Source organism: Streptomyces sp. NBC_01166 (assembly GCF_045039765.1).
Taxonomy (GTDB): Bacteria; Actinomycetota; Actinomycetes; order Streptomycetales; family Streptomycetaceae; genus Streptomyces.
On sequence record NZ_CP108613.1, the window covers coordinates 5,459,400 to 5,485,000 of the forward strand.

The 25,601-nt window shown below is 72.4% G+C and carries 27 protein-coding genes; 18 read left to right on the forward strand and 9 right to left on the reverse strand.

Annotated elements, in window-relative coordinates:
* Positions 1 to 6: 6 nt before the first annotated feature.
* The 5 genes from OG379_RS25280 to OG379_RS25300 all read left to right on the forward strand — a co-directional run bounded on the left by OG379_RS25280 (position 7) and on the right by OG379_RS25300 (position 4,527).
* On the forward strand, positions 7 to 201 hold the full coding sequence (locus OG379_RS25280) for a hypothetical protein (protein WP_014154257.1): 195 nt from the start codon (positions 7 to 9) through the stop codon (positions 199 to 201).
* A gap of 74 nt (positions 202 to 275) precedes the next feature.
* Positions 276 to 1,193: an N-acetyl-1-D-myo-inositol-2-amino-2-deoxy-alpha-D-glucopyranoside deacetylase gene (gene mshB, locus OG379_RS25285; RefSeq protein WP_405665302.1), complete on the forward strand. Its 918-nt coding sequence runs from the start codon at positions 276 to 278 to the stop codon at positions 1,191 to 1,193.
* Positions 1,190 to 1,651, forward strand: coding sequence for a DUF6113 family protein (locus tag OG379_RS25290; RefSeq protein WP_405665304.1), 462 nt, complete (start codon positions 1,190 to 1,192; stop codon positions 1,649 to 1,651). Before mshB ends, OG379_RS25290 begins: the two co-directional genes overlap by 4 nt.
* Before the next feature lie 175 nt (positions 1,652 to 1,826).
* Positions 1,827 to 3,998 carry a hypothetical protein gene (locus OG379_RS25295; RefSeq protein ID WP_405665306.1) on the forward strand — a complete coding sequence of 724 codons (2,172 nt, stop codon included), beginning with the start codon at positions 1,827 to 1,829 and terminating at the stop codon, positions 3,996 to 3,998.
* Positions 3,999 to 4,089: 91 nt separating this feature from the next.
* Complete coding sequence (locus OG379_RS25300; protein WP_405665308.1) at positions 4,090 to 4,527, forward strand: VOC family protein; 438 nt, start codon at positions 4,090 to 4,092, stop codon at positions 4,525 to 4,527.
* Between the two features lie 67 nt (positions 4,528 to 4,594).
* Here the strand turns inward: OG379_RS25300 and OG379_RS25305 are convergent, their stop codons facing one another.
* From OG379_RS25305 to OG379_RS25315, 3 genes are all read right to left on the reverse strand, one after another.
* Positions 4,595 to 6,388, reverse strand: a complete 1,794-nt coding sequence (locus tag OG379_RS25305) for a coagulation factor 5/8 type domain-containing protein (RefSeq protein WP_405665310.1) — start codon at positions 6,386 to 6,388, stop codon at positions 4,595 to 4,597.
* Between the two features lie 283 nt (positions 6,389 to 6,671).
* Positions 6,672 to 7,520, reverse strand: a complete 849-nt coding sequence (locus tag OG379_RS25310; RefSeq protein WP_405665311.1) for a transglutaminase-like domain-containing protein — start codon at positions 7,518 to 7,520, stop codon at positions 6,672 to 6,674.
* A gap of 30 nt (positions 7,521 to 7,550) precedes the next feature.
* A complete protein-coding gene (locus OG379_RS25315; protein ID WP_405665313.1) occupies positions 7,551 to 8,552 on the reverse strand; it encodes a GNAT family N-acetyltransferase in 1,002 nt (333 codons plus the stop codon).
* Between the two features lie 117 nt (positions 8,553 to 8,669).
* Between OG379_RS25315 and fdxA the strand changes: the two genes are divergently transcribed.
* Positions 8,670 to 8,990 carry a ferredoxin gene (gene fdxA / locus OG379_RS25320; RefSeq protein ID WP_014154250.1) on the forward strand — a complete coding sequence of 107 codons (321 nt, stop codon included), beginning with the start codon at positions 8,670 to 8,672 and terminating at the stop codon, positions 8,988 to 8,990.
* Between the two features lie 153 nt (positions 8,991 to 9,143).
* Entirely contained in the window at positions 9,144 to 10,250 is a 1,107-nt protein-coding gene (gene dapC / locus OG379_RS25325; protein ID WP_405665315.1) for a succinyldiaminopimelate transaminase, read from the forward strand.
* An 83-nt stretch (positions 10,251 to 10,333) separates the two neighbouring features.
* Here dapC and OG379_RS25330 read toward each other — a convergent pair whose 3' ends face one another.
* Both OG379_RS25330 and OG379_RS25335 read right to left on the reverse strand, forming a co-directional pair.
* On the reverse strand, positions 10,334 to 10,681 hold the full coding sequence (locus OG379_RS25330; RefSeq protein ID WP_405665317.1) for an ATP-binding protein: 348 nt from the start codon (positions 10,679 to 10,681) through the stop codon (positions 10,334 to 10,336).
* Between the two features lie 307 nt (positions 10,682 to 10,988).
* Complete coding sequence (locus OG379_RS25335) at positions 10,989 to 11,885, reverse strand: hypothetical protein (RefSeq protein ID WP_405665319.1); 897 nt, start codon at positions 11,883 to 11,885, stop codon at positions 10,989 to 10,991.
* 61 nt (positions 11,886 to 11,946) lie between these two features.
* Between OG379_RS25335 and dapE the strand changes: the two genes are divergently transcribed.
* Positions 11,947 to 13,026 carry a succinyl-diaminopimelate desuccinylase gene (dapE, locus tag OG379_RS25340; RefSeq protein WP_393764328.1) on the forward strand — a complete coding sequence of 360 codons (1,080 nt, stop codon included), beginning with the start codon at positions 11,947 to 11,949 and terminating at the stop codon, positions 13,024 to 13,026.
* Positions 13,027 to 13,111: 85 nt separating this feature from the next.
* Complete coding sequence (locus OG379_RS25345) at positions 13,112 to 13,897, forward strand: TIGR00730 family Rossman fold protein (protein WP_393764326.1); 786 nt, start codon at positions 13,112 to 13,114, stop codon at positions 13,895 to 13,897.
* A 57-nt stretch (positions 13,898 to 13,954) separates the two neighbouring features.
* On the opposite strand, the gene folP is transcribed toward OG379_RS25345, so the two are convergent.
* Positions 13,955 to 14,827: a dihydropteroate synthase gene (gene folP, locus OG379_RS25350; RefSeq protein ID WP_393764324.1), complete on the reverse strand. Its 873-nt coding sequence runs from the start codon at positions 14,825 to 14,827 to the stop codon at positions 13,955 to 13,957.
* Positions 14,828 to 14,893: 66 nt separating this feature from the next.
* Positions 14,894 to 15,835, reverse strand: coding sequence for an aldo/keto reductase (locus OG379_RS25355; RefSeq protein ID WP_405665321.1), 942 nt, complete (start codon positions 15,833 to 15,835; stop codon positions 14,894 to 14,896).
* A 46-nt stretch (positions 15,836 to 15,881) separates the two neighbouring features.
* On the opposite strand from OG379_RS25355, the gene OG379_RS25360 reads away from it, so the two are divergent.
* The 3 genes from OG379_RS25360 to OG379_RS25370 all read left to right on the forward strand — a co-directional run bounded on the left by OG379_RS25360 (position 15,882) and on the right by OG379_RS25370 (position 18,337).
* Positions 15,882 to 17,300 carry a PLP-dependent aminotransferase family protein gene (locus OG379_RS25360; RefSeq protein ID WP_405665322.1) on the forward strand — a complete coding sequence of 473 codons (1,419 nt, stop codon included), beginning with the start codon at positions 15,882 to 15,884 and terminating at the stop codon, positions 17,298 to 17,300.
* 63 nt (positions 17,301 to 17,363) lie between these two features.
* Positions 17,364 to 17,756: a DivIVA domain-containing protein gene (locus OG379_RS25365; protein ID WP_405668641.1), complete on the forward strand. Its 393-nt coding sequence runs from the start codon at positions 17,364 to 17,366 to the stop codon at positions 17,754 to 17,756.
* Positions 17,753 to 18,337: a DNA-3-methyladenine glycosylase I gene (locus OG379_RS25370; protein WP_405665323.1), complete on the forward strand. Its 585-nt coding sequence runs from the start codon at positions 17,753 to 17,755 to the stop codon at positions 18,335 to 18,337. The genes OG379_RS25365 and OG379_RS25370 overlap by 4 nt, the downstream gene beginning before the upstream one ends.
* Positions 18,338 to 18,381: 44 nt before the next feature.
* Here OG379_RS25370 and OG379_RS25375 read toward each other — a convergent pair whose 3' ends face one another.
* Complete coding sequence (locus tag OG379_RS25375; protein WP_393764318.1) at positions 18,382 to 19,182, reverse strand: enoyl-CoA hydratase/isomerase family protein; 801 nt, start codon at positions 19,180 to 19,182, stop codon at positions 18,382 to 18,384.
* 314 nt (positions 19,183 to 19,496) lie between these two features.
* On the opposite strand from OG379_RS25375, the gene OG379_RS25380 reads away from it, so the two are divergent.
* A complete protein-coding gene (locus OG379_RS25380; RefSeq protein WP_003966491.1) occupies positions 19,497 to 19,664 on the forward strand; it encodes a DUF3117 domain-containing protein in 168 nt (55 codons plus the stop codon).
* A gap of 101 nt (positions 19,665 to 19,765) precedes the next feature.
* Here OG379_RS25380 and OG379_RS25385 read toward each other — a convergent pair whose 3' ends face one another.
* The gene (locus tag OG379_RS25385; RefSeq protein WP_356716108.1) at positions 19,766 to 20,431 is read right to left on the reverse strand and encodes an O-methyltransferase; all 666 of its coding nucleotides are present in this window, start codon (positions 20,429 to 20,431) and stop codon (positions 19,766 to 19,768) included.
* Between the two features lie 178 nt (positions 20,432 to 20,609).
* Between OG379_RS25385 and sigE the strand changes: the two genes are divergently transcribed.
* The 5 genes from sigE to OG379_RS25410 all read left to right on the forward strand — a co-directional run bounded on the left by sigE (position 20,610) and on the right by OG379_RS25410 (position 25,596).
* The gene (sigE, locus tag OG379_RS25390; protein WP_187355817.1) at positions 20,610 to 21,371 is read left to right on the forward strand and encodes an RNA polymerase sigma factor SigE; all 762 of its coding nucleotides are present in this window, start codon (positions 20,610 to 20,612) and stop codon (positions 21,369 to 21,371) included.
* Positions 21,368 to 22,312, forward strand: coding sequence for an anti-sigma factor family protein (locus OG379_RS25395; protein ID WP_405665326.1), 945 nt, complete (start codon positions 21,368 to 21,370; stop codon positions 22,310 to 22,312). Before sigE ends, OG379_RS25395 begins: the two co-directional genes overlap by 4 nt.
* An 89-nt stretch (positions 22,313 to 22,401) precedes the next feature.
* Entirely contained in the window at positions 22,402 to 24,234 is a 1,833-nt protein-coding gene (locus OG379_RS25400) for a trypsin-like peptidase domain-containing protein (protein WP_405665328.1), read from the forward strand.
* A gap of 118 nt (positions 24,235 to 24,352) precedes the next feature.
* The gene (locus OG379_RS25405) at positions 24,353 to 24,808 is read left to right on the forward strand and encodes a sec-independent translocase (protein ID WP_405665330.1); all 456 of its coding nucleotides are present in this window, start codon (positions 24,353 to 24,355) and stop codon (positions 24,806 to 24,808) included.
* A gap of 125 nt (positions 24,809 to 24,933) precedes the next feature.
* Positions 24,934 to 25,596: a hypothetical protein gene (locus OG379_RS25410; protein ID WP_393764309.1), complete on the forward strand. Its 663-nt coding sequence runs from the start codon at positions 24,934 to 24,936 to the stop codon at positions 25,594 to 25,596.
* Positions 25,597 to 25,601: the final 5 nt, after the last annotated feature.

The window sequence follows — 25,601 nt, forward strand, 5'->3', positions numbered from 1 at the left end:
ACCGCCGTGGCACTCTCGATTTCGGCGGTGGTGCTGCTGGCGATCGTCGTCTTCCTGCTGATCCGGAAATCCGGACTGAAGGGCGGACACGCGGTGGTCTGCATGTTGCTCGGCTTCTACCTCGCGAGCTCGTCGATCGCCCCGACCATCTCGGAGGTGACGTCGAACGTGGCAGGCATGATCGGGGGGATCAAGTTCTGACGTGCACCCCGCCGGGCGCCCCCGACACCGTGGGGCGTTCGGCCGGCGGGCCGGCCTGCTCGTAGGGTGGTCCCATGAAGGACCTCCCCGCCCGCCGTCTGCTCCTGGTGCACGCGCACCCCGACGACGAGTCGATCAACAACGGCGCCACCATGGCCAGGTACGCGGCCGAGGGGGCCCACGTCGCCCTCGTGACGTGCACCCTCGGCGAAGAGGGCGAGGTCATCCCGCCGGACCTCGCGCATCTCGCCGCCGACCGGGACGGCGGACTGGGCGAGCACCGTATCGGCGAACTCGCCGCCGCGATGCGGGCGCTCGGGGTCACCGACCACCGGTTCCTGGGCGGCCCCGGCCGGTTCCGTGACTCCGGGATGATGGGCACCGAGCAGAATCACCGGCCCGGTGCCTTCTGGGCCGCCGACCCCGACGAGGCGGCCGGCCATCTCGTCGGAGTGATCCGCTCGCTGCGCCCCCAGGTCCTCGTCACGTACGACCCCGACGGCGGCTACGGCCACCCCGACCACATCCAGGCGCACCGCGTCGCGATGCGCGCGGCGGACCTGGCCGCGGATCCCGCGTACGACGCCGACGCGGGAGCCCCGCACACCGTCGCCAAGATCTACTGGAACCGGGTGCCCCGCCCCGTGGCCGAGGCGGCCTTCACACGGCTGCGGGAGACCGCCCCCGACGCCTTCCCGGGGATCGCCGCGGTCGACGACGTGCCCGGTGTCGTGGACGACGCGGTGATCACGACGGAGATCGACGGTACGGCCTACGCCGCGGCGAAGACCGAGGCCATGCGGGCGCACGCCACCCAGATCGCCGTGGACGGGCCCTTCTTCGCTCTTTCGAACGACTTGGGCCAGCCCCTTTTCACCACCGAGTACTACGAGTTGGTGCGGGGCGCCCCGGGCGGGGACGACGGTTCCCGCGAGCACGACCTCTTCGCGGGCGTGCCGGACGCGGCCCTCGCACCGGGAGCACAGGAATGAGCAGCAGGCAGAGGCCACGCGCCTCGTCGGAGGCACCGCGCACCAACGCCCCGCCGAGGAGCCCCGCGCCCACCGGTATCGCCGCGCCCTTGAACCCCGCGCGGATCCCCCTGTACGTGGGACTCGCGGTGCTCGGCGCGGTCGTCGGGATCGCGGGCACCCTCGTCCAGGCGGCCCTGTTCCCGGGCGGGTTGCTGCTCGCCCTCGCGGCGTCGGCGGGCCTGTTCTTCGGCGGCCGGGTGCTGACAGGGACACAGCTCGGCGCGCTGGCACCGGCGGTGGGCTGGTTCATCGCCGTCCTGGTCCTTCTCGGCGGACGCCCCGAGGGCGACTACGTCTTCGGCCAGGAGCTCGGCCTGGCGCTCTTCATGCTCGGAGGGACGGCCGTCGCTGTGATGTGTGCCACGATGTCGCGGCTGCCGTATCCGGCCGGCGACACCGGCCGGACCGGCACGTGATGTGGTATGTCCGCTCCCGGATTGCCCCTCCGCGCGGTGATGGGTGCATCCTTGTTCCCCCCGGGCGCGGAGAGTCTTACGGTGGCGGCCAGTATGGTGGTGCGCGCGCCGAGCCGTCCCCTGGCCTGCGGCATGGGGGAAGTACGGGCGGCGGAGCCAATCGGGAGAACCTGCTTTGAGTCGTGAAACTGACAGTTCGTCCTCCGGGCCCCAGGGGCGCGGAGGAGCCGCGTACCCGTCGGGTACGCCGCCGTACGGATCACGCCAGTATCCGTCGCTGCACCCGTCCCAGGACGGGTCGGAGGAGACTCCGGAGCCTGCGGATCCGCCTCAGCCCGAGGAGCCGAGAACCGAGACGACGCTGACGACGCGTATCCGGATCAACATCCCGGGCTCGCGTCCGATCCCGCCTGTCGTCATGCGTACGCCGATGAGTGACGCGTCCGCCGACCGTCCGGACCCCGAGCGCACCGGCTCCACCCCGCGGCCCGGCGCACCCGCGCCGTCGTCCGGCGGAGCGCCCGCTCCCGGCCCGGACGCGCGCGACGGCGGCCCGGCTGCCGACGCCCCGGCCGAGAGGCCGGCCAGGGAGAAGAGCGGCAGCGACTGGTTCGCCCCGCGCAAGGCCCCGGCCCCCGTCCCGGGTGCGGGCGCCGCGCCCGCGGCCTCGGTTCCGGGCGCGCCCGGCCAGGGGCGCGGCCCCGGCCAAGGTCCCGGCCCCGGCCAAGGTCCCGGCCCCGGCCAAGGTCCCGGCCCTGGCCAGGGTCCCGCCGGGCAAGGCCCGGGCCAGGGCCCCGGTGGCGGATCCGCCGGCGGTCCTTCCGGCGCGGGCCGTGGCCCGACACCGCCGCGCCCTGACGCGCCGTACTTCCCCGACGGTCCGCGGCAGCCCGGCGACCGGGGCGGCGCGCCCCGTCCGGGCCGCAGCGCCCTCGACGACCTCGACTCCGGTCCTCGGGCCACACCGAACCCCGGCATGCGGCCGCCGGCCGGCCCGGGCCCCTCGGGGCCCACCACCGGCCCGGCCACCGGAAGTTCGTCGCTGACGCCGAACCTCGACCGTCTTCCCGGCGGACCCGGCCAGGTGCCCGGCGGCCCGTCCGGTCCCCGGCCCGGCGGCCCCGGCGGCGTACCCCCGCGGATGTCGGACGACACCGCGATCCTGACGCCGCAGGCCCCCGCCCCGGGGCCCGGGGCCGGCTCCGGCGGCAACGTCTCCGGCGACACGCTCACCAGCGGTATCCCCGTCATCCCCGCGGAGCCCCGTTCGGCGTTCCCGGGCGGACCCGGCGGGATCCGGCCGCCCGAGGGCCCCATGGGCGGCGGACCGGTGGACGAGGGTGCCCCGGCGCCCGCTCCCGCCCCCCGGCCCGCTCCGAAGGCCGCGGCGCCCGCCAGGAAGGGCCGCTCCAAGGTGGTCCTGCTGGCCGTGGCAGTCGTCGTGCTGCTCGGTGTGGCCTACGGCGCCGGCCTGCTGATGAACCACTCCGAGGTCCCCAAGGGCACCACCGTGCTCGGCGTCGACATCGGCGGCGGCACGAAGGAGGAGGCGGTCACCAAGCTCGAGGCCGCCCTCGGCAAGCGCGCCCAGGCGCCTCTGCAGCTGTCCGTGGACGGCAAGGAGGAGAAGCTCGCCCCCGACAAGGCCGGCCTCACCCTGGACAGCCAGGAGACCGTCCGTGGCGCCGCGGGCAGCGACTACAACCCGGTCTCGGTGATCGGCTCCCTGTTCGGCGGGGCACGTCCCGCCGACCCGGTGATCCCGGTCGACGAGGAGAAGCTCGGGGTCGCGCTGACCGACCTGGCCGGCGTCTCCGGCTCCGCCAACGACGGCACGATCAAGTTCGAGCCGAACAAGGCCGTGGCCGTCCCGGGCAAGTCGGGGAAGTCGCTGGACGTCAACCGGTCGATGATCTCCGTCCGCGACGCCTATCGCGCGCAGGTCCAGACCGGTGAGCCGGCCGTCGTCGAACTGCCGGTGGCTGCCACCGAACCCACCATCACCAAGGCCGAACTGGACCGGGCGATGAAGGAGTTCGCCGAGCCGGCGATGTCCGGCCTGGTCACCATCAAGGCAGGGCCCAAGCAGATCGACTTCGGCCCCGCGAGGTCCCTGCCGCAGATCCTGTCCATGAAGCCGGTCGACGGCAAGCTGGTCCCCGTCTACGACAGGGAAGCGATCGACACCCTGCTGGACGGCGTCTTCGACGGCATCATGATCACCAAGGGTGACGGGAAGAAGCACCAGGTCAGCTCGACCGACGTGGCCCAGGCCATGCAGGGCGCGCTGCTCGGCAAGACCCCCGCGGAGCGCACCGTCGCGATCGACCTGACCGGCGCGGGCTGACCGGACGCGGCACACCGCACGACCCGCCCCCGCCCGGCCTCCGGGCGGGGGCGGTCGTCGTAAGGCCCCGGCACGCAGAGGAGACGGAATCATGTCCACCCCGTGGAGTCTGACGATCGACTGCGCACACCCGAAGGCCCTGGCGGGATTCTGGGCGCAGGCGCTCGGCTACGTGGAGAAGCCGCCGCCCGCCGGATTCGGCAGCTGGGAGGAGTGGTTCGCCCACCACGACGTCCCGGAGGAGGAGTGGGACGACGGCGCCTATCTGTCGGACCCGGACGGCACGGGCCCGAGCCTGTCCTTCCTGAAGGTCCCGGAGCCCAAGACGGCGAAGAACCGCCTGCACGTCGATGTGCAGGCGGGCGGCGGCCGCGAGACCCCGTGGGAGACCAGGTGGCCGCGGGTGGCCGAGGCGGTGGAGCGGCTGACGGCCGCCGGCGGCACGGTGATCCGGGTGCACGAGTTCCAGGGCCGGCCGGACCATGTGGAGATGGCCGACCCGGAGGGTCATGAGTTCTGCGTGGTCTGAACGGCACACGTGACCGGACGGGACAGGGCCCGGCCGCACTCGCGGCCGGGCCCTGTCTCCCCCCGGTCTACGGGAAGGACACCACCTGGGACGGGATGGTGTCCGTACCGGATGTGGGGGATCCGGTGTCGTTGATGACGTGGTCGTACTGTCCCTGGCCGCCGAGGGAGACGACGAGCAGGTCGTGGAACTTGACTCCGGGTTTCACCGGGGCCTGGAAGCCGTGCTGCTGGCGGATGGTCGGGTCGACGTTGAAGTAGCAGTAGCTGCCCATGCCCCAGCCCTCGTGGGTGGTGACGGAGTCGTCGACCTTGTAGGCGGCGTAGCCCTTGATGTCACCGTTCTGGATGGCGGCCTGGTCGGGGGCGTCGTACGCCTTCTCGTTCTGGAAGAAGATCGTCTTCCCGTTCTCCCCGGACCACTGGACGTCGTACTTGTTGAAGTGCTCGACGAACAGCCCGGTGGCGAGCACGTCGTCGCCCTTGACGTGGACGCCGTAGTCGGCGCGGTTGGTCTCCCAGCCGACGCCCTCTCCGTGGTCGGCGCGCCAGACCCAGGTGTGGTCGATGATCGTGTCGTCGCTGTTGACGACGATGCTGGTGGTCGCCTTGCCGGGGCCGGCTCCACCGATGCGTACGAACACGTCCTGGAGGCTGGTCGGGTTGGCCGAGTGGTCACCCGAAGCGCCGTCGGGGCCGACCTCGACGAGCGTCTCGGAGTTGACCGGTCCCGCGTCCACGAGGAGTCCGGCGAGCTTGACGCCGTCGACGTCGCCGACCTTGATCGCGGTCACGCCGTTGTCCGGGATGATGGTGGCGAGCCCGAGGCCGAGGGCCACGGTGTTCGCGCGGTCGATCTCGATGGGCTGGTCGACGTGGTAGACGCCCGGGGTGAACAGCAGGTGCAGCCCCTGGTCCACGGCCGCGTTGATCGTCTGCGCGGTCGCGCCCGGCTTCACCACGTAGAACTGGTCGAGGGGGATGGATTCACCCTCGGGGGTTCCGTCGGCCCAGGTCGTGCCCCGTGCGTTGGTGCGCTTGGCGGGGACGAAGACCTTGTAGTCGTCGCCGTCGAGGTAGAGGAAGGGCTTCTCGCGGGAGACCGGGGTGGTGTCCAGCGTGGTGTACGGCGGCTCGGGGAAGCTCTGGGCGGGGGCGCCCTCGACGCCGGAGAACGTCATGTTCCAGACGCCGTTGCCCCAGCTGCCGATGGAGCTGTCGCGGGTGTACCACTGCTGCTGCGAGTAGGGGCCGACCTGGCCGTCGATCTTGCTGTCGGCGATGTAGCCGCCGCTCGCCCAGCCGTAGCCGTCGGGTGCGAGGTTGAGGCCGCCCTTGACGTGCATGCGGCGGAAGGGGGCGGCCTGGGAGACGGCCCAGCGGTTGGTGCCGCTGACGGGGTTGAGGGCGAGGTTCTCGGCCGAGCGCCAGAAGTTCTGGGTGGCGTTGCCGTTGAACCAGCCCGCGTCCACGGTCACGTCACCGTTGAAGGTGGTGTCGTCGGGCTTGAGGCCGAGTCCGGCGATCGAGGTGTAGAAGCCGATCTGGGCGTTGATGTTGTCGTACGTGCCCGGCTTGAACATCAGCGCGTAGCGGTCGGTGCCGAACTGGTTCGACTCCTGCTTCTTGAAGACCTCGTCGACCTTGCCCTGGATATCGGGCGTCGAGGGGTCGAAGACCAGCACGTTGGGGCCGAGGTCACCACCGCCGGGGACCTCCTCGGCCTCGTCACCGAACGCCGACTGGGCTGTGGGGAAGGCCATGAGCAGCGAAACGGCGAGCGCGGCGAAGCCGAACGCCCTGGAGCGGCGGTGTCGGCGAGGTGCGGTGGGGGGCGCGGAACTCGTGGGGGGAGCTTGCATGGATGACGTCTCCTGGGTCGTGGTACGGGTGCACGACGGAACCTCGAGAGAGGCGAGAGAGCGCTCTCTCGTGTCGCCGATGTAACCGCTGTCGCCCTGAACACGTCAAGAGGTGTGCGTCAGGAGCCTCGGCCGATCGCCGAACGGGCAACAAATGACGTGCGCTGTACGGCAATTCAGGGGCTTTGCGTGCAGACGGCGCTCCCTGTGGGTTCACAGGGTGACCGCACGGGAGGCCACCCCGGGCCGCGTCCGCAGAGTCCCGCCCGGCCCGCGACACGCCCTAGTTCAGCAGCGCTCTGGCGGCCTGGGCGCGGTGGCGGATGGCCTCGGCCGCCGTCGGCTCGATGCCGTCGACGATCTCGGCGTACTCGTCCATCTCCGCCGCCCCCCGCAGGAACTCCCCGCGCTGCACGAGGAGCTGGGCCCGCTCGTAGCGGAGCCTGGCGGGGTGCGAGGGCAGCAGCAGGGAGAGTTCGAGGGCCCACAGCGCCACGTCCGTACGCTCGGGTCGCGCCGTCGCCCAGGCCCGGACGTTGTTCAGGATCCGCAGCACCGTCTCCAGGGGCCTGGCGGGCACCGGCGTCGCCGCCGGGGGCTCTCCGGTCATCCCGGTCACCATCAGGTCCGCGTCCTCGCCGCTCAGGGGCGCACCACCGGCGAAGGGGTCGGCCAGCACCCGCTCGGCCGGGTCGCCGAAACCGACCACGTAATGGCCGGGGAGGGCCAGCCCGTAGACGGGCGCCCCGGCCCTCCGCGCGACCTCGATCCAGACCACGGACAGCAGGATGGGCAGCCCCCTGCGGCGCCGCAGCACCTGCTGGAGCACCGACGAGTCGAGCCTCTGGTAGTCCTGGGACGAGCCCGCGAAACCGCAGCGCTCGCCGAGCAGTTCGGCCAGTGCGGACGCCCACGCGCGGGCGTCGCGGGCTCCGTACGGCAGGAGGCCGGCCAGCCGGTCCAGCTCGATCTGCGCCGCGTCGATGCCGTGCGGATCGGCGTCCCCGGACGACGGCGGCGCGGCCTCCGCGCCGAGCAGCAGGCAGAGCAGCGCGAGGTCGGGCCGTTCGGCGCGCGCCTCCTCGGCGAACCGCCGTCGTCGTTCGGCCGTGCCGGGATCGTCGGCGCTCATGTGTGCACGTCCCCCTTGCTGCTCTCCCCGCTACGCGGGCCGGAAGTGGTGATAGCGGTGGTGGGTGGCGAAGCCCATGCCGTCGTACAGCGCACGGGCACCTTCATTGTCCGCCTCCACCTGGAGCCACGCGGCCGAGGCGCCCTCGTCCAGCGCCGTGCGGGCCAGCGCCGTCATGACGGCCGTCGCGAGACCGCGGCGCCGGTGCTCCGGGCCCACCTCGACGGCCATGAACCCCGCCCAGCGGCCGTCCACCACGCAGCGCCCGATCGCGGCGGGCACCCCCGCCGGACCGTCGCCCGGGACGGAGGCGAACCACACCGAAGGCCCGCTGCCCAGCACCTTCAGCACATGCGGACCCGGGGTCGCGAAGCGCTGGTACCGGGAGAGCCACGCCTCGTCCGGCTCGCGGGCCATCCGTACGGCGGAGATGTCCGCGTCCAGGTCCCCGACGGGAGCGAGCGCCGCGATCCGCACCTCGGCGGTCACCTCGCGCCGCCACCCGTGCTCCTCCAGGTCCGCGCAGAGCGCCTCCTGCGCACCCTCGGCACCCGTGGCGGTCTGGACGTAGGCGGGTAGGCCCCGTTCCCCGTACCAGCGGCGGACACGCCCGAGCGCCTCGCCGATCGGGAGGCCCGGATCGCCGAGCGGCAGCACGGAGTTGGCGCGGCGGGTGAATCCGCCGGCGGCACGCAGCCGCCAGTCGCCCAGGAGTTCGCTCTCGACGGGCTCCCAGGCGCGCGCGGTCGCCCGGGCGAGTTCGCCGAACGACGCGGCGGGCCCGCGGCGGCGAGCCGGGGCCGGGGGTACCACCTTGCCCGCCACCAGCGTCGATTCCGCGATGCGGATGCTCTCGCCGTTCTTCGTCGTGACCGACAGCACTCCGCCGTCCCACGATGTGAGAACCCCGACCGTGTCGGTGAACTTCGTGCCCTCGCCCCGCACGTCGGCGGCGCGCCGCACGGACACGCGTTTGCCCACGTCAGCAGGGGTTATGCGAACCTCGAGTCGTCCGCCCATGGTGAATTCCACAGCTCTGTCTGCCCCTCCTGTTCGGATCGTGCCCCGGAACGGAGATACTAGGGGCGGGCATCGACGACGCCGCGCTCCCGCGCGAGAGCCAACGCCCTACCGAGGAGGAACGACAGCGTGACCTACGTCATCGCGCAGCCTTGTGTCGACGTGAAGGACAAGGCCTGCATCGAAGAGTGCCCCGTCGACTGCATCTACGAGGGCTCCAGGTCCTTGTACATCCATCCGGACGAGTGTGTCGACTGTGGAGCCTGTGAGCCGGTCTGCCCGGTCGAGGCCATCTTCTACGAGGACGACACCCCGGAGGAGTGGAAGGACTACTACAAGGCGAACGTCGAGTTCTTCGACGACCTCGGCTCGCCGGGTGGCGCCTCCAAGCTGGGGCTCATCGAGCGCGACCACGCGTTCATCGCCGCGCTGCCGCCGCAGAACCAGTAACGGCCTCACCCGCGGCAGGGAGTGAGCCGGCTCCCTGCCGCGGGGTGAGCCGCCGGCGGCGGCACGGGCGTCGCCCGGTCCCGTACGGCTTGTCACCGTGCGGGACCGAGGCGTTTCCCGGCCGTCACGCCCCGTACGAGAAAGCAGAGTTCCGTGTCCGCAGCAGTTCCCGTCTCCTCCCGTCTCCCGGTCTTCCCGTGGGACAAGCTGGCGCCCTACAAGGCGACGGCCGTGGCCCATCCGGACGGCCTCGTGGACCTGTCGGTCGGTACGCCGGTCGACCCGGTGCCCGAGCTGATCCAGCGGGCGCTGATCGCCGCGGCGGACAGCCCCGGCTATCCGACGGTGTGGGGGACCGAGGCGCTGCGTGACGCGCTGACCGGCTGGGTGGAGCGCAGGCTCGGCGCGGCGCCCGGTGTGACGCACGAGAACGTGCTCCCGGTCGTGGGCTCCAAGGAACTGGTCGCCTGGCTGCCGACCCAGCTCGGTCTCGGCGCGGGCGACAAGGTCGCCTACCCGCGGCTCGCCTACCCGACGTACGAGGTCGGCGCGCGGCTCTGCGGCGCCGAGCCCGTCGTCTACGACGACCCGACGGAGCTGGACCCGGAGGGCCTGAAGCTGCTCTGGCTCAACTCCCCGTCCAACCCGACGGGCCGTGTCCTGCCGAAGGACGAGCTGACCCGCATCGTCGCCTGGGCGCGCGAGCACGGGGTGCTGGTCTTCAGCGACGAGTGCTACCTGGAGCTCGGCTGGGAGGCCGAGCCCGTCTCCGTGCTCCACGCGGACGTCTGCGGTGGCACGTACGAGGGCGTCGTGGCCGTCCACTCGCTCTCCAAGCGCTCCAACCTCGCCGGTTACCGCGCGGCCTTCGTCGCGGGTGACGCGGCCGTCCTCGGCGAGCTGCTCCAGATCCGCAAGCACGGCGGGATGATGACCCCGGCCCCGGTCCAGGCGGCGACCGTCGCGGCGCTGGGCGACGACACGCACGTGGCGGAGCAGCGGGAGCGCTACGCGCGGCGGCGCACGGCGCTGCGGGCCGCGCTGGAGGCCCACGGCTTCCGGATCGAGCACAGCGAGGCGAGCCTCTACCTCTGGGCCACGCGCGACGAGCCCTGCTGGGAGACCGTGGCGCGTCTGGCGGAGCTCGGCATCCTCGTGGCGCCGGGCGACTTCTACGGGCCTGCCGGCGACCGCTTCGTACGGGTGGCCCTGACGGCCTCGGACGAGCGCGTGGACGCGGCGGTCAAGCGGCTCTCCTAGTCGCCCCGGTACGCCGAGGGGCCTCGGGAGTACGCACTCCCGAGGCCCCTCCGTGCGCTCGTGACAGCGCGTGTTCCGGCGGATCAGCCGATCGGCAGGCCCTTGGTCGGCAGGCTCTTGGTCGGGAGGGTGTCCTCCGTCAGCTCGCCCTCCGCCACGGTGCCGGCCTTCTGGAGGGTCTTGCCCGCGGCGGGAAGGGTCGTGCCGACCACCTTGCCGCCGGTCTCGTTCGCCACCTCGGAGCCCTGCTTCGAGGTGGAGTCCAGCGTGCTGCTGAGTCCGGCGCCGTCGAGCGAGGTGAGGCCGCCGAGCGCGGGGGTCTGCGGGAGCCCCGCGGCACCCGCGGCACCGGCCGCGCCGACCACAGGGGCCGCACCCGCGGCGATCAGCAGCGCGGCACGGGCGATCCGGCGGGTCAGGGGGAGGGACATGATGCTCCTTCGACGGGACGTCAACGGTTACGCGGCGGATGTGGAATCCGCCTGTCCGGTGATCGGACGCACTGAACAACCGGTCCGGGGGCGGGGAAGGTTGCGGGGCACCGAGGTAAAGACTGAGTAATGCGTCAGATAATCCGCAATGGAGGAACCCGGGCGAACGGCGCATTCGGCAGGCACCTGATGAACCGTCACTTCACCGCGCGGCCAAGGAAATCAGCCTGGAGTGCAGGGTCGGGGAAACGTCGTGGCAGCGGGGGTCCGGCGGTGGCCGAACGGCCCGTACGGATGACGGACCGTACTACTGAGCGAGACGCATTCGGACCGCTGTGGCGCCCGATTCCCCGCGTTCCGTCCGCCAGCCCGACTCGGTGGTCCACGTGCGGCCCGCGTACGAGACCTCCGCGATCCGCAGGGTCCCGGCCCGCGCGACCGCCCAGTGGGCGAGCTCCCAGCCGCGCCGGGGCGCGGCTCCGTCCGCGGCTCGCACGGGCACCGACACCGTGCCCGCCGCGGAGGCGCCCGCCGACCCGGCGGACGGCAGGACGTCCTTCCCGAAGGCGCGCACCAGATCGGACCGGACCTCCGCCGCGTCCCCGGACTCCCCGGCGGCCGGCGCCGGGACCGTGCAGGTCAGCGAGGCGGGGGCGCGTCCGGTCAGCGCGTCCGCCAGCAGCCGGGCGTCCGGCTCGTGCTTGGCGTACGCGTCCGGGAACGCGCTCTTCTGCACCCACTGGGCCGCGACGGTCAGCTTCAGGTCCTGATAGCGCGGGACCTCGACGAGGTGCTCGTAGAACTTCCCGGCCGAATAGACCGGGTCCATGATCTGCTCGGGCGTGCCCCACCCCTGCGAGGGGCGCTGCTGGAAGAGCCCGAGTGAGTCCCGGTCGCCGTGGTCGAGGTTGCGCAGCGTGGACTCCTGCAGCGCGGTCGCCAGCGCGATGGTCACCGCGCGCTCCGGCAGCCCCCGCGTGGTGCCCACGGCGGAGATCGTGGCGGCGTTGGCGGCCTGGTCCGGGCTCAGCTCGTACGTGCGTCCCTCACCCCCGTCCGCGGGGCCGACGGTGCAGCGGGGCACGCTCCTGTCGCCGGAGACGTACTGCACGGCCAGATAGCCGGCCAGCGCCATGAGCACGGCGAAGGAGGCCGCGACACGGAGGGCGCGGCCTCGGCGGGGGGAGGTACTGGTCCGGGGCACGGGGCCACCGTACTGGAGGGTAGGACCGGGGCCGGGACACGAGTCCCTTAGGGTCGTGGCCATGGATGGACACACGCTCGACCTCGCCCTGGACGGCCCGGCGCTCACCGCACGGCTGGTCGATTTCCCGTCGGTCAGCGGGCAGGAGAAGGACCTCGCCGACGCCATCGAGGCGGCCCTGCGCCCGCTGCCGCACCTGACCGTCGACCGCCACGGCAACAACATCGTGGCCAGGACGCAGCTGGGCCGTGCCGAGCGGGTCGTGCTGGCGGGGCACATCGACACCGTCCCGATCGCGGACAACGTGCCGTCCAGGCTCGACGACGACGGTGTGCTGTGGGGCTGCGGGACCTCCGACATGAAGTCGGGCGTCGCCGTCCAGCTGCGCATCGCGGCGACGGTGCCGGAGCCCAACCGCGACCTCACGTTCATCTTCTACGACAACGAAGAGGTCGCCGCCCACCTCAACGGCCTCGGTCACGTGGCCGAGGCGCATCCCGAATGGCTCGACGCGGACTTCGCCGTCCTCCTGGAGGGCTCCAACGGCGAGGTCGAGGGCGGCTGCCAGGGCACGCTCCGCGTCCATCTGCGGTTCAAGGGTGAGCGGTCCCACTCCGCGCGCGGCTGGATGGGGTCCAACGCGATCCACGCGGCCGCCCCGGCGCTGGCCCGGCTGGCCGCGTACGAGCCGCGCCGCCCGGTCATCGACGGCCTCGAGTACCGCGAAGGGCTCAACGCCGTCGGCATCGAGGGCGGCGTCGCCACCAACGTCATCCCGGACGCCTGCACCCTGGTCGTCAACTACCGCTACGCCCCCGACATCACGGCCGAGGAGGCCGAGGCACACGTCCAGGAGGTCTTCGCGGACTGCGGTGTCGACGAGTTCGTCGTGGACGACCACACCGGAGCCGCGATGCCCGGTCTCTCGCACCCCGCCGCCAAGGCCTTCATGGAGGCGGTCGGCGGCGTCGCGAAGCCGAAGTTCGGCTGGACGGACGTGTCCCGGTTCGGCTCCCTGGGCGTCCCCGCGGTGAACTACGGTCCGGGCGATCCGCTCTTCGCGCACAAGCGGGACGAGCACGTGCGTGTCGAGAGGATCACGCACTGCGAAGACCGCCTCCGCTCCTGGCTCACCAGCTGACTCACGGCATTCCCCTGCGCGTAACCTCCGCCGATCTACGCTGAAGCGACACACGCACATCGCAGGTCGGCGGAGGGAGCAGGTCATGGGCAACCCGGAGGACGCACGGATCCCCGAGGGCGCGCAGATTCCCGAGGGTGCGGTGAAGCCCGAGGAACAGCGAATGGGTCCGGTGCTGCGCCGCAGGGACCAGGTCCAGCCGGGCACGACCGATCAGCGGCTGCTGGATTCCGAGGGCGACTCGGAGTGGGTCCACACCGACCCCTGGCGGGTCATGCGGATCCAGTCCGAGTTCGTGGAGGGATTCGGCGCGCTGGCGGAACTTCCCAGCGCCATCAGCGTCTTCGGTTCGGCCCGCACCCCGGCGGGCGGACCGGACTACGAGGCGGGCGTACAGATCGGCAAGGCGCTCGTCGAGGCGGGATTCGCCGTCATCACGGGCGGCGGCCCCGGCGCCATGGAGGCGGCGAACAAGGGGGCCAGGGACGCCAAGGGCGTCTCCGTCGGACTCGGCATCGAGCTGCCCTTCGAGTCCGGGCTGAATCCACATGTCGACATCGGCGTCAACTTCCGCTACTTCTTCGTCCGCAAGACGATGTTCGTGAAGTACGCGCAGGGCTTCGTCGTCCTCCCCGGCGGCCTGGGCACGCTGGACGAGCTCTTCGAGGCGCTGACCCTGGTGCAGACGGGCAAGGTCACGCGCTTCCCGATCGTCCTGTTCGGCACGGCGTACTGGGGCGGCCTGGTCGACTGGCTGCGGGACACCGTGGTCGCGGGCGGCAAGGCGTCCGAGCGGGACCTGATGCTCTTCCACGTCACGGACGACGTGGACGAGGCGGTCCGGCTGGTCACGAAGGAGGTCGGCCGCTAGCGGAGCCGCCGCGTCCACCCCTCTCCCCGGCCCGTCCGCGGGAGAGGGGGTTGGGCCCTAGGCGAGGCCCCGCCGCGCGACCGCCGGCGGCCGGTGGCCCGCGATGGACGCCACCATGTCGAGGACCTGCCGGGTCTCGGCCACCTCGTGCACCCGGTACACCTGAGCTCCCAGCCACGCCGACACGGCCGTCGTCGCGAGCGTGCCGATGACGCGCTCCTTGACCGGCTTGTCGAGCGTCTCCCCGACGAAGTCCTTGTTGGAGAGGGAGACCAGCACCGGCCAGCCCGTGGCCGTCATCTCCTCCAGCCTGCGCGTCGCCTCCAGCGAGTGCCGGGTGTTCTTCCCGAAGTCGTGCCCCGGGTCGATCATGATCCCGTCCGGCCTCACCCCGAGCTCCACGGCGCGCCCCGCGAGATCCAGGGTCACGCGCAGGATGTCCGCCATCACATCCTCGTAGGCGGTCCGGTGCGGCCGTGTCCGGGGCTCGGCGCCGCCCGCGTGCGTGCACACCAGCCCCGCCCCGAACCGCGCGGCCACCTCCGCCAGCTTCGGGTCGACGCCGCCCCACGCGTCGTTCAGCAGGTCCGCCCCGGCCTCGCAGACGGCCTCGCCCACGTCGTGCCGCCAGGTGTCCACGCTGATCACGACGTCCGGGTGGCGGCGGCGCACCTCGGCGACGAAGCCGACCGTACGGCGCGCCTCCTCCTGCGCCGTGACCTCCTCGCCGGGGCCGGCCTTCACCCCGCCGATGTCGACGATCGCGGCGCCGTCCGCGACGGCCTGCTCGACCCGGGAGAGCGCGGGTTCGTCGCGGAAGGTCGCCCCCTGGTCGTAGAAGGAGTCGGGAGTCCGGTTCACGATCGCCATGATCACCGGCTCGTGCGGCCCGAACTCCCGCCGTCCCAGCCTGAGCGTCCCGCTTCGCATTCCTGGTTCCTCCCTGTAGCCCGCCTGCGACTTTAGACCGGCCGGCGAGTGGGAGGCGGCACCAGGTCACACGGCGGAGTCCAGGCGTTCGCGCTGCTCGGCGGTCAGCTCGAGCGACACCCCGGCGAGGGCCTCGTCCAGCTGCTCGACCGTGCTGACGCCGACGATCGGCATGGCGGCCGGACTCCCTCCGGTCAGCCACGCCAGCACCACGCGGTTGCGGTTCGTGCCGGTCTCCGCGGCTGTCTCGTCGAGCGCGGCGAGACGGCGGACGGTGCCGGGGTGGTCGTACTCCGCCGGCAGCGGCTTGTCCTCGCGGGTGTAGCCGCCGCTCAGCAGCGGTGTGTACGCCCACAGCTCCAGGTCCGGCTGGTGCTCCACGTAATGGAGCACCTCGTCGGTGACCATGCCGAACCGGTGCGACACGGTGGGCCGGGTCCCGGGGCGCGGTTGCAGGTAGGAGTACTGCTGCTGCACGGCGGTGAAGCCGGCGCGGCCCTGGTCCCGCGCGATCTGCCGTGCCCGCGCGACCTGCCAGACGGGATAGTTGGAGCAGCCGAGTCGGTCGACCGAACCGGCGGACACCAGCTCGTCGAAGGCGGCGACCGTCTCCTCCAGCGGCGTGGACGGATCGGGCATGTGGGCCCAGTACAGGTCGACGTGGTCCGTACCGAGCCGTCGCAGGCCGGCCTCGAACGCGCTCTTCACGGCCTTGGCCGACAGTCCCTCGGCCGTCTCCGGGAACCGCCCGGCCACGGTCGGCTCGCAGCCCACCTTCGTGCTGATCCTGACGCGGTCACGGACGCCCGGGCGGCGTGCCATCCAGCGTCCGAGCAACGTCTCGCTGTGGCCGCCGAAGCCTGCCGGGTCGGCCCAGAACGCGTAGCAGTCGGCGGTGTCGATCCAGACGCCTCCGGCGTCCACGAAGTGGTCCAGGAGCTCGAACGACCGGCGTTCGTCCTGGGCCGTGCCGAAGAGCATGGCCCCGAGAATCAGGTTCTTGATCATGTCCTTGACGGTAGGCGGATTCGGCTCGGCGCTACGCTCCAATACCGTGGACTTTTCCCGGACCAATCACGCCTGGGCGACGCTGCTGGACGTCGGCCCCCCGGAACGCGGCCGACGCCGCCTGCACGACCGCCTGGCTCACGCCCTGCGCACCGCGATACGGAACGGCAGGCTCGTGGAGGGCGCCGCCGTGCCCCCGAGCCGCGCGCTCGCCGAGGAACTCGGCTGCTCCCGCTGGGTCGTGACGGAGGCGTACGGGCAGCTCGTCGCGGAGGGATATCTCTCCGCCCGGGTCGGCTCCGCCACGCGCGTCTCGTGGTCACCGGAGACCGCGCCGCCGCGCCCCCGCGAGCGGCGCGCACCCGAGCGCCCGTCCATCCGGTACGACCTCGCGCCCGGCCTCCCCGACCTGCGGGCGTTTCCGCGCCGCCGGTGGGCGGAGGCCGTCCGGGCGGTCACGGGCTCGACCGTCCACTACGACCTCGGCCGGCCCGACCCCACCGGACACGTGGCGCTGCGGTCCACCGTCGCGGAGTACCTGCGGCGCTCACGCGGCGCGGACGCGCACGCCGGATCCGTGTCCGTGTGCGCGGGCGTCACCGACGGCCTGTTCCGCACCTGCCGGGCGCTGCGGGAGGAGGGGATCGCCGACCTGGCCGTGGAGGACCCGGGCTGGGGGCGGCTGCGGGACGCCGCGACGAGCGCAGGCCTGCGCGTGCACCCGGTGCCCGTCGATCACGACGGCCTCCGCGTCGAGGACCTCGCACGTACGCCCGCCAGGGCCGTCGTCGTCGGCGCGGCACACCAGTTCCCCACCGGCACGGTGCTGTCCCCGGAGCGCCGGGCCGGTCTGGTGCGCTGGGCCCGCGAGGCGGACGGCTTCGTCATTGAGGACGACTACGACGCCGAGTTCCGCTACGACCACCACCCGGTCGCCGTCATGCAGGGGATGGATCCGAGCCGCGTCGTCCTCCTCGGCTCCGTCAGCAAGACGCTGTCGCCCGCCCTCGGCCTGGGCTGGCTGGTCGCGCCCGCCGGGATGGCCCCGGCGCTCCGGGCGGCGAACCCCGTCGCCGCCGCACCACCGGTACTCGACCAGCTCGCGCTCGCCAGCTTCCTCGACCGCGGGTGGTACGACGCCCATCTGCGCGCGTCGCGGCGGCGGTTCCGCTCCCGCCGCGACCTGCTGGTCCGGATCCTCGGCGAACAGGTGCCGGAGGGCCGGGTCTCCGGCACCGCCGCCGGGCTGCACATCCTGCTCCACCTGCCGGACGGAGCCGGCCTCCGCGAGGCGGTCCGCTCCGCGGCCGCCCGCGGGCTGCGCCTGATGGACCTCGACGACTACCGCGCGGAGCGACCGGAGCGTCGGGCGCTCGTCATCGGTTACGGCAACATCAGCGAGACGGAGATCCCTCCGGCCGTCGCGATCCTGCGTGAAGCGCTGGGTCCGGCTGTTCCGAGGTAAGGCCCTGACTGTCAGCGGCGCATGGCACGATCTGACCTGGACAGGTATTCCGCTCCCGGGGAGATGCACGTGTTCTGGTTCTTGCTGCTCACGATGGCCGTGGTCGTGGCCGCGGTCACCCTGGCGGTGGTCGGCGGAGGCGGAAGCGCGGTGCTGCAGGACGTCGAGCCCGAGCGGCTCACCGACCCGCTGCCCGCCGACCGTCCCGTCGGCCGCGCCGATGTCGAAGCGATGCGGCTGCCCATGGCCGTGCGCGGCTACCGCATGACGGACGTGGACGAGGCCCTCGGCCGGCTGGGGGCGGAGCTCGCCGAGCGCGACGCCCACATCGCCGAACTGGAGTCGGCGCTCGCCGGGGCCCAGGCGACCGCGGTGAACGGCCCCGACCTCTTCAAGCGTCCGGGTGAGCCGCCCGCCGCCGGTGACGGCCCGCAGGACGGGGAGAGCGGGCGATGAGCGGCGCGGAGCCGGCGGCGGACGGGCGGCTGCGCTGCCCGTGGGGCCTGTCCACGGGGGACTACCTCGCCTACCACGACACCGAGTGGGGCCGCCCGGTCCACGGCGACGACGCGCTCTTCGAGCGGCTCTGCCTGGAGGCGTTCCAGTCGGGGCTGTCGTGGCTCACGATCCTGCGCCGCCGTGAGGGTTTCCGCAGCGCGTTCGCCGGATTCAAGATCTCCGCCGTGGCGGAGTTCACCGACGCCGACAAGGAGCGCCTCCTCGCCGACGCCGGAATCATCCGCAACCGCGCGAAGATCGACGCCACACTCGCCAACGCCAAGGTGCTGGCCGGCTGGGACGAGGGCGAGCTGGACGCGCTCATCTGGTCGTACGCACCGGACCCGGCCTCGCGGCCGGCCCCGCGCGCACTCGCTGACGTCCCGGCGGTCACCCCGGAGTCCACCGCACTGGCCAAGGACCTGAAGAAGCGCTCCATCCGCTTCGTCGGGCCCACGACGGCATACGCCCTGATGCAGGCCTGCGGCCTCGTCGACGACCATCTCGCCGACTGCGTGGCCCGGGGCGGCGGCCGGTAGGCCCTCCTGTCCGGATCAGGGGATCCGGACGGAGGACCCCGGTCCTACCTGCCGAGATATTTCGGCGGCTGCTTGGCGAGGAACGCCTCGACCGCGATCGTGTGGTCCTGCGACGCGCCCGCCTTCGTCTGGAGTTCGTCCTCCTTCTCCAGGGTCTCGGCGAGGGTGTGCCCGGCGCCGTACGCCACGGACGCCTTCAGGGCCGCGTACGCCACCGTCGGACCGTCCGCCAGGGCGCGGGCCACCGCGTGCGCCTCCTTCGCCAGGTCGGCCGCGGGCACCACCTTGTTCACGATGCCCAGCTCGTACGCCTCCTGGGCGGAGATCGAACGCGGGAAGAACAGGAGGTCGGCGGCGCGGCTCGCGCCGATCAGCCGGGGCAGGGTCCAGGAGACGCCCGAGTCGGCGGTCAGCGCGACACCCGCGAAGGACGTGTTGAAGGCCGCGGTGTCGGCGACCACGCGGTAGTCGGCGGCGAGCGCGAATCCGAAACCGGCCCCCGCGGCGACCCCGTTGACCCCCGCGACCACGGGCTTCTCCATCTCCGTGATGGCGCGGACGATGGGGTTGTAGTGCTCCTGCACCGTGCTGAGTGCGTTGCCGCCGCCCGACTCGCGGGCCTCGGAGAGCTTGGCGACGTGCTCCTTGAGGTCCTGGCCGACGCAGAAGGCGCGCCCGGTGGCCGTGAGCAGAACCGCGCGCACGGCGGGGTCGTCCGCGACCGCCAGAAGGGCGTCGCGGAGAGCGACCTTGGCGTCGGTGTTCATGGCGTTCATCGCGTCGGGGCGATTGATCGTGATCGTCGCGAGCCCGTCGCTCACGTCTGTGAGCACCGTGTCAGCCATTGCAGGGTCTCCTTGCGGGTCCGGCGTCGTGCCTGTCCAGGCAAGCATGGCGGACTTCCGGCGGGCCGGACATGTGACCTGCGTCTAACGATTGGACTTCGGCTGGGGGCCGACGGCGGCGCAGTATCGCAGCCGGATCGCCGAATTAGGTGGTTTTGCGAGAGCGCGTTGCGCAAGCGATGCCGACCGATGTTGGTCATCGGGGTCTCTGATGCGGGATAATGCGGAGGAAGCATTGTGTTCGACGCCGGTGAGGCAGCGCCTGTCATGGGGCCGCCGGCTGCGATGAGCTGGTTTCAGGAAGGGGAACGAGCATGGCGGCCATGAAGCCGCGGACGGGCGACGGCCCGCTCGAGGTGACAAAGGAGGGGCGGGGCATCGTCATGCGCGTTCCGCTCGAAGGCGGCGGTCGGCTTGTCGTCGAGCTGACTCCGGACGAGGCCGATGCACTCGGTGACGCGCTGAAGAAGGTCGTCGGCTGAGGCGGAGGCGCCCACACTTCACTGCTGCCCCGGCACGGATTCCGTGCCGGGGCAGCAGTGCGTCGGGGGGAGGCCCGGCGGCCGTGCCCGGGACGGCCGGCTCAGCCGCGCCGTACCGCGCACAGCAGGCCGTCGCCCACCGGCAGCAGCGTCGCCATGAGCTCCTGGCTCTCGCGCACGGCCCGCAGGAGCTCGCGCAGGCGCAGCACCTCGGCCGGCTGCGCCGCCGAGTCGATCGTGCGGCCGTCGGCGAAGACGCCCTCGAAACAGACCAGTCCGCCAGGTCGCAGCAGGCGCAACGATTCAGCGAGGCAGTCCAGGCTCTCGAGCCGGTCGCCGTCGCAGAAGACGAGGTCGTAACCGCCGTCCGCGAGCCGCGGCAGCACGTCGAGAGCGCGGCCGGGGATGAACCGGGCCCGGTTCGTGGCGAAGCCCGCGGCCCGGAAGGCCTCGCGGGCGAACTGCTGGCGCTCGGGCTCCGGGTCGACGGTGGTCAGAACGCCGTCCGGGCGCATGCCCTGCAGCAGATAGATGCCGGACACGCCGGTTCCGGTGCCGATCTCGGCCACCGCCTTGGCGTCCGCGGTGGCAGCGAGCAGGCGCAGCGCCGCGCCGGTGCCTGACGACACCGGGCGGAGCCCTGCCTCGTGGGCCCGGTCCCGGGCCCAGAGCAGAGCTTCTTCCTCGGCGACAAAGGCGTCGGCGAATGCCCAGCTCGTCTGCCGGTTGGCGGTAATGACCCTCTCCTGTCCCCGTAGTTGGCGCAACGGTGACTGTATCCGCTGGACCCGGGAACCCGCAGATGGGACCGGGCGTTATGAAGGGACGGAGGAGAACACGTGGACCGGGCCCCGCGGCCGGGTCCGGAATGTGCCTCTTGCTCCCGGGGACACCGGGACACCAGCAGGTAAAAAGGCTTATCCGGAGCTAACGGGCGAGGTGGCTATGGTAGGGGCTCCACTGGACACCACCAGAGCCGATAGGGGAGGTGCGGCTGCGCCTGTGGATCGGAGAGGTGCGCTGCGGCGCTTTCTCAGGTCGGCGGGTGAGCCGAAATCCGTGACCGACATCGCTGACCGTTCTTCCAACGATTCCGCACCGACCGCGACCTTCGCCTCAGATGCGGATTCCCAGGCGTGGACCCCGCCCTCATGGGAAGAGATCGTCAGCACCCACAGCGCCCGGGTGTACCGCCTCGCCTACCGGCTGACGGGTAACCAGCACGACGCCGAGGACCTCACCCAGGAAGTCTTCGTCCGCGTCTTCCGGTCGCTGTCGACCTACACGCCGGGCACTTTCGAGGGCTGGCTGCACAGGATCACGACGAATCTCTTCCTGGACATGGTCCGCCGCAAGCAGCGGATCCGTTTCGACTCCCTCGGCGACGACGCGGCCGAGCGGCTGCCGAGCCGTGAGCCGTCCCCGCAGCAGGTCTTCAACGACACGCACTTCGACGCGGACGTGCAGCAGGCGCTGGACACCCTCGCGCCCGAGTTCCGTGCCGCGGTCGTGCTCTGCGACATCGAGGGCCTCTCGTACGAGGAGATCGCCGCCACGCTCGGCGTCAAGCTCGGCACGGTGCGCAGCCGCATCCACCGTGGCCGCTCGCACCTGCGCAAGGCACTCAAGCACCGTTCGCCCGAGGCCCGCGCCGAGCAGCGTTCCCTCGCGGACGCGGTCCTGGCAGGGGAGGGCGGAACGGCGTGAGTGGCACAGGTCCGACCCCCGCGGAGCAGCATCTGGGGGACCGGCTCGCCGCGCTTGTCGACGGCGAGCTCAAACACGATGCCCGGGAGCGGGTCCTGGCCCATCTGGCGACCTGCGCCCGGTGCAAGGCCGAGGCCGACGCCCAGCGACGACTGAAGAGCGCCTTCGCGACCTCCGCCGCCCCTTCGCCCTCCGAGGGCTTCCTCGCCCGCCTGCAGGGCCTCCCCGGGGGCCCCAGCGGCAGCGGGGGCGGTCCGGACGACGGCTCGAACGGCCGGCGGCGCTTCGCGGACGGAAGCCTCCCCGTGCTGCAGCCCGGGGCCCCGGAGTCAGGGCGCTCCCCGCTGGACGGTTTCGGTTACCTCCCCACCCCTCACGGCTCGACGGCCGTGCTGCCGGGCGGCACGTCCGGTTCCGGCTTCCGCATCCATGACGTCGCCCGTGACCCCGACCGCTCACCCTGGCGCGCCCGGCGCTTCGCGTTCGTCGCGGCCAGCGCGGTCTCGCTCGCGGCCATCGCGCTGGGAGGCTCGCTCCCGCTCGACCACAACCCCGAGGCTCCGCTCAGCGCCGAAGGCGCGGGCAGCAACGCGACCCCGCTCGATGCCGAGGAGCGGACCGGCAGCGCCGGCACGGCGGCCAGCCGCAGCGGCGGCGGCGCACTCGCCGTCGGACAGGGCCAGGACCTCCGGCCGGGCGCCGTCCCGTCCTCGTCCGCCCAGTCGGCCTCCGCGCCCTCGCTGCTGAGCAATTCGGCGCTCACCGGGGGCACGTTCGCCTTCCCGGTGCTGAACGTGACCGTGCCGCCGCTCATACGCCCGACCGACGCGGACCCGCTGTACTCGTCCGCGCTCCGCGCGGGGGCGCTGCCGAAGCCGTCCCCGACGGCTCCCGCCCCGCCGCTGCAGGACCGCGCGATGCCGCTCACACCGCTGCGCTGACCGGGACCCTGCGCGCGGATTCGCAAACCTGGTTGAATTCCGGGAGGGACGCCTCTGTGGGGCGTGCAAGGGCCAGTTGCGGGGAGAGCATGGACGACGGGAAGCCCAGCGGGCCGAGGACGAAGTGGTGGAGCCGTCCCTCTACGGATCGGGACCGTCCGGCCGGTCCGGAGGACGCGGTGACCGTCTCCGCCGTGGATGGGACGACACCGCCGCCGCGCAGGGAGCAGCCGGCCGACGAAGCCGCCGCACCCACGGCCGGAGAGCCGCCCGCGCCCGGGACGGACGGCGACTTCATGCCCGCGCCACCGGCCGCCCGGCCGACCTCGCCACCGGCCGCCCGGCCGACCTCGCCACCGGCAGCCGGGCCGCCCGCGCCGTCGGACGGCGAGCCTCGCGATTTCACGCCCGCGCCCCCCGCCGCCGGGCCTCCGGCGCACCGTACGCAGCCGCTGCACGCGCCCGACGAGTACAGCACCCCGCCCTACGGCGGTCCGGGGCCGTGGGCGCCCGCGCCGCCCGTGCAGCGCCCGGTGCCGACACCGGCCCACGGGACTCCCGTACCGCCGCCGTACGCGGGCACGAACGGACACGGCGTGGCCGCGCCCGCAGCCGCCCCCGCTCCGGCGGCGGGCGCCCAGGGGCACTCCGAGGGCTGGGCGCCCCCGCCGCACACCGTTCCGCAGCAGCAGCCCCCCGCGCAGACCCCGCTGCAGCCCTCGCAGTGGCTGCGGTACGACCCCTGGGGCACGCCCGGGCAGCAACCGTTGAGCCACCCGGGGCCCGCCCAGGGGCCGGATCCCCGGCCGCGCGGGAGCCGCCGCGGGTCCGTCCTCGTCGGGGCGGCGCTGCTCGCCCTCCTGGCCGGTGGGATCGGCGGCGGAATCGGTGCCTACGTCGAGCGCAACGGCGGCCTGACCACGGTCGAACTGCCCCAGGCCGGCCGGGACAACGGCGGCCGGGCACCCGACAGCGTCGCCGGGATCGCCTCCAGCGCGCTGCCCAGTGTGGTCACCCTGCACGTCAACGGCTCCGCCGAGTCCGGCACCGGCACCGGCTTCGTCCTCGACGACAAGGGCCACATCCTGACCAACAACCATGTGGTCGCCCCCGCGGGCTCCACCGGCGACATCACCGTCACGTTCAGCGGCGGGGAGAGCGCGCCGGCCGAACTCGTCGGCAAGGACAGCGGCTACGACCTGGCCGTCGTCAAGGTGACAGGTGTCTCGGGCCTCAAGCCGCTGCCCCTCGGGAACTCCGACAACGTGCAGGTGGGCGACCCCGTGGTGGCCATCGGCGCACCCTTCGACCTGTCCAACACGGTCACCTCCGGCATCATCAGCGCCAAGCAGCGCCCCATCACCGCGGGCGGCGAGAAGGGCGACGGCACCGACGTCAGCTACGTCGACGCGCTGCAGACCGACGCCCCGATCAACCCGGGCAACTCAGGCGGCCCCCTGGTCGACGCCGAGGCCCGGGTCATCGGCATCAACAGCGCCATCCGCGCCGCCGACAGCGGATCCGCTCTCGAAGGCGGCCAGTCCGGCTCCATCGGCCTCGGCTTCGCGATACCGATCAACCAGGGCAAGCGCGTCGCCGAGGAGCTGATCAACACCGGCAAGGCCACCCATCCCGTGATCGGCGTCACGCTGGACATGGAGTTCACCGGCGACGGAGCCAAGGTCGGCGGCAAGGTGGCCGACGGTGGAGCTGCGGTGACCGAGGGCGGCCCGGGCGACAAGGCGGGCATCCGCACGGGCGACATCATCACCGAGGTGGAGGGCCAGCGCGTGCACAGCGGCGAGGAGCTGATCGTCAAGATCCGCGCCCACCGGCCGGGCGACCGGCTCGGGCTCGTCCTGAACCGCGGTGGCAAAGACCTGTCCATGACTTTGACGCTGGGTTCGGCGAGCGGCACCTGACGGCCACCGGCAGGTACCGCACGGACAGCTTCGCCGGGTACCGTGGAGCGGTCCGGGCCCCCTGACCTGGCGGCGGAGAACACGCGGAGACCACGCAGAGAACACGAGGAGCAGCAAGGTGTTCAATGACATAGGCGCACTCGAGCTGCTGACGCTCGTGGTTCTCGCCGTGCTCGTATTCGGTCCGGAGAAGCTGCCGAAGGTCATCCAGGACGTCACGCGCACCATCCGCAAGATCCGTGAGTTCTCGGACAGCGCCAAGGAAGACATCCGCTCGGAGCTCGGACCTCAGTTCAAGGACTTCGAGTTCGAGGACCTCAACCCCAAGACGTTCGTCCGCAAGCAGCTCATGGACGGGAACGACGACCTGGGGCTCAAGGAGATCCGCGAGAGCTTCGACCTGCGCAAGGAGATGGCCGAGGTCACCGACGCGGTGAACGGCCGCGAGAGCGCCCCGTCCACCGGCACCGCCGCGGCAGCCGCGTCCGGTACCGCCGCCACGCCGGACCTCCTCAAGAAGCCCGCGCAGCCGGCCAAGGACGAGCGCCCGCCCTTCGACGCAGACGCCACCTGAGACCGTCAATCCCGACTCGTCCGGACGGTATGGCTATTCTCCATCTGTCCGGTTGCGAGGTTGCCCATGCCCACGGGGGGAGGGCCGCTCCGGATCAGTGAAAGATCGAGGAGGCGGCCGGGCAGATGGAGACGACGAGTCGGGTAGGGGCGGATGGTGCGCCCAGCACAGTCACCGCAGAGGGGGTGCCGGCGACCCGGCGTACTGTCGACGGCTATCTCAAGGCGCCGTTCCCCTGGTACGGGCTGGACGAGGCCTTCACAGGACCGCGCTGGCTGATGACCGTCACCGCCGCGGCGGACGACACGGTGCAGCACGGTTCCACCGGGCACGGCGAGGAGCCCGTCGTACGGGCCGACGCGGGGGCGGAGAAGGCACGCTTCGCGGTGGTCGTGACCGTGGGCAGCAGCCCCGTACGGGACAGCGACGACGGTACGGGCGTCCTGGACGCCACCACGGTCTCGTCGGCGGCCTGGCTGGCGGGCTCCGGCCTGCTGGACTGCACCTGGCCCCCGCAGATGGACCACACCCTGCGTGGCGAATGGCTGAAGCAGCAGACCGAGACCGCGTTCGAGCTCGCGGACGACCTGGGCCGGGAGCCCTGGTCGACGCTGTCCCTTCCGGTGGACGGCGTGCCGGTGGACTTCCACTACCGCGAGTCTGAGTTCGGCTGGGTGCTCGCGGGCTCGGCCCCCGACGGGGTGCACATCGGCGCCTACGGACGCGGCATGAGCGCCTACGGCCTGGGATTCGCGGTGATCGGCGACATCGCGTCGTACGAGAACTGAGCGTA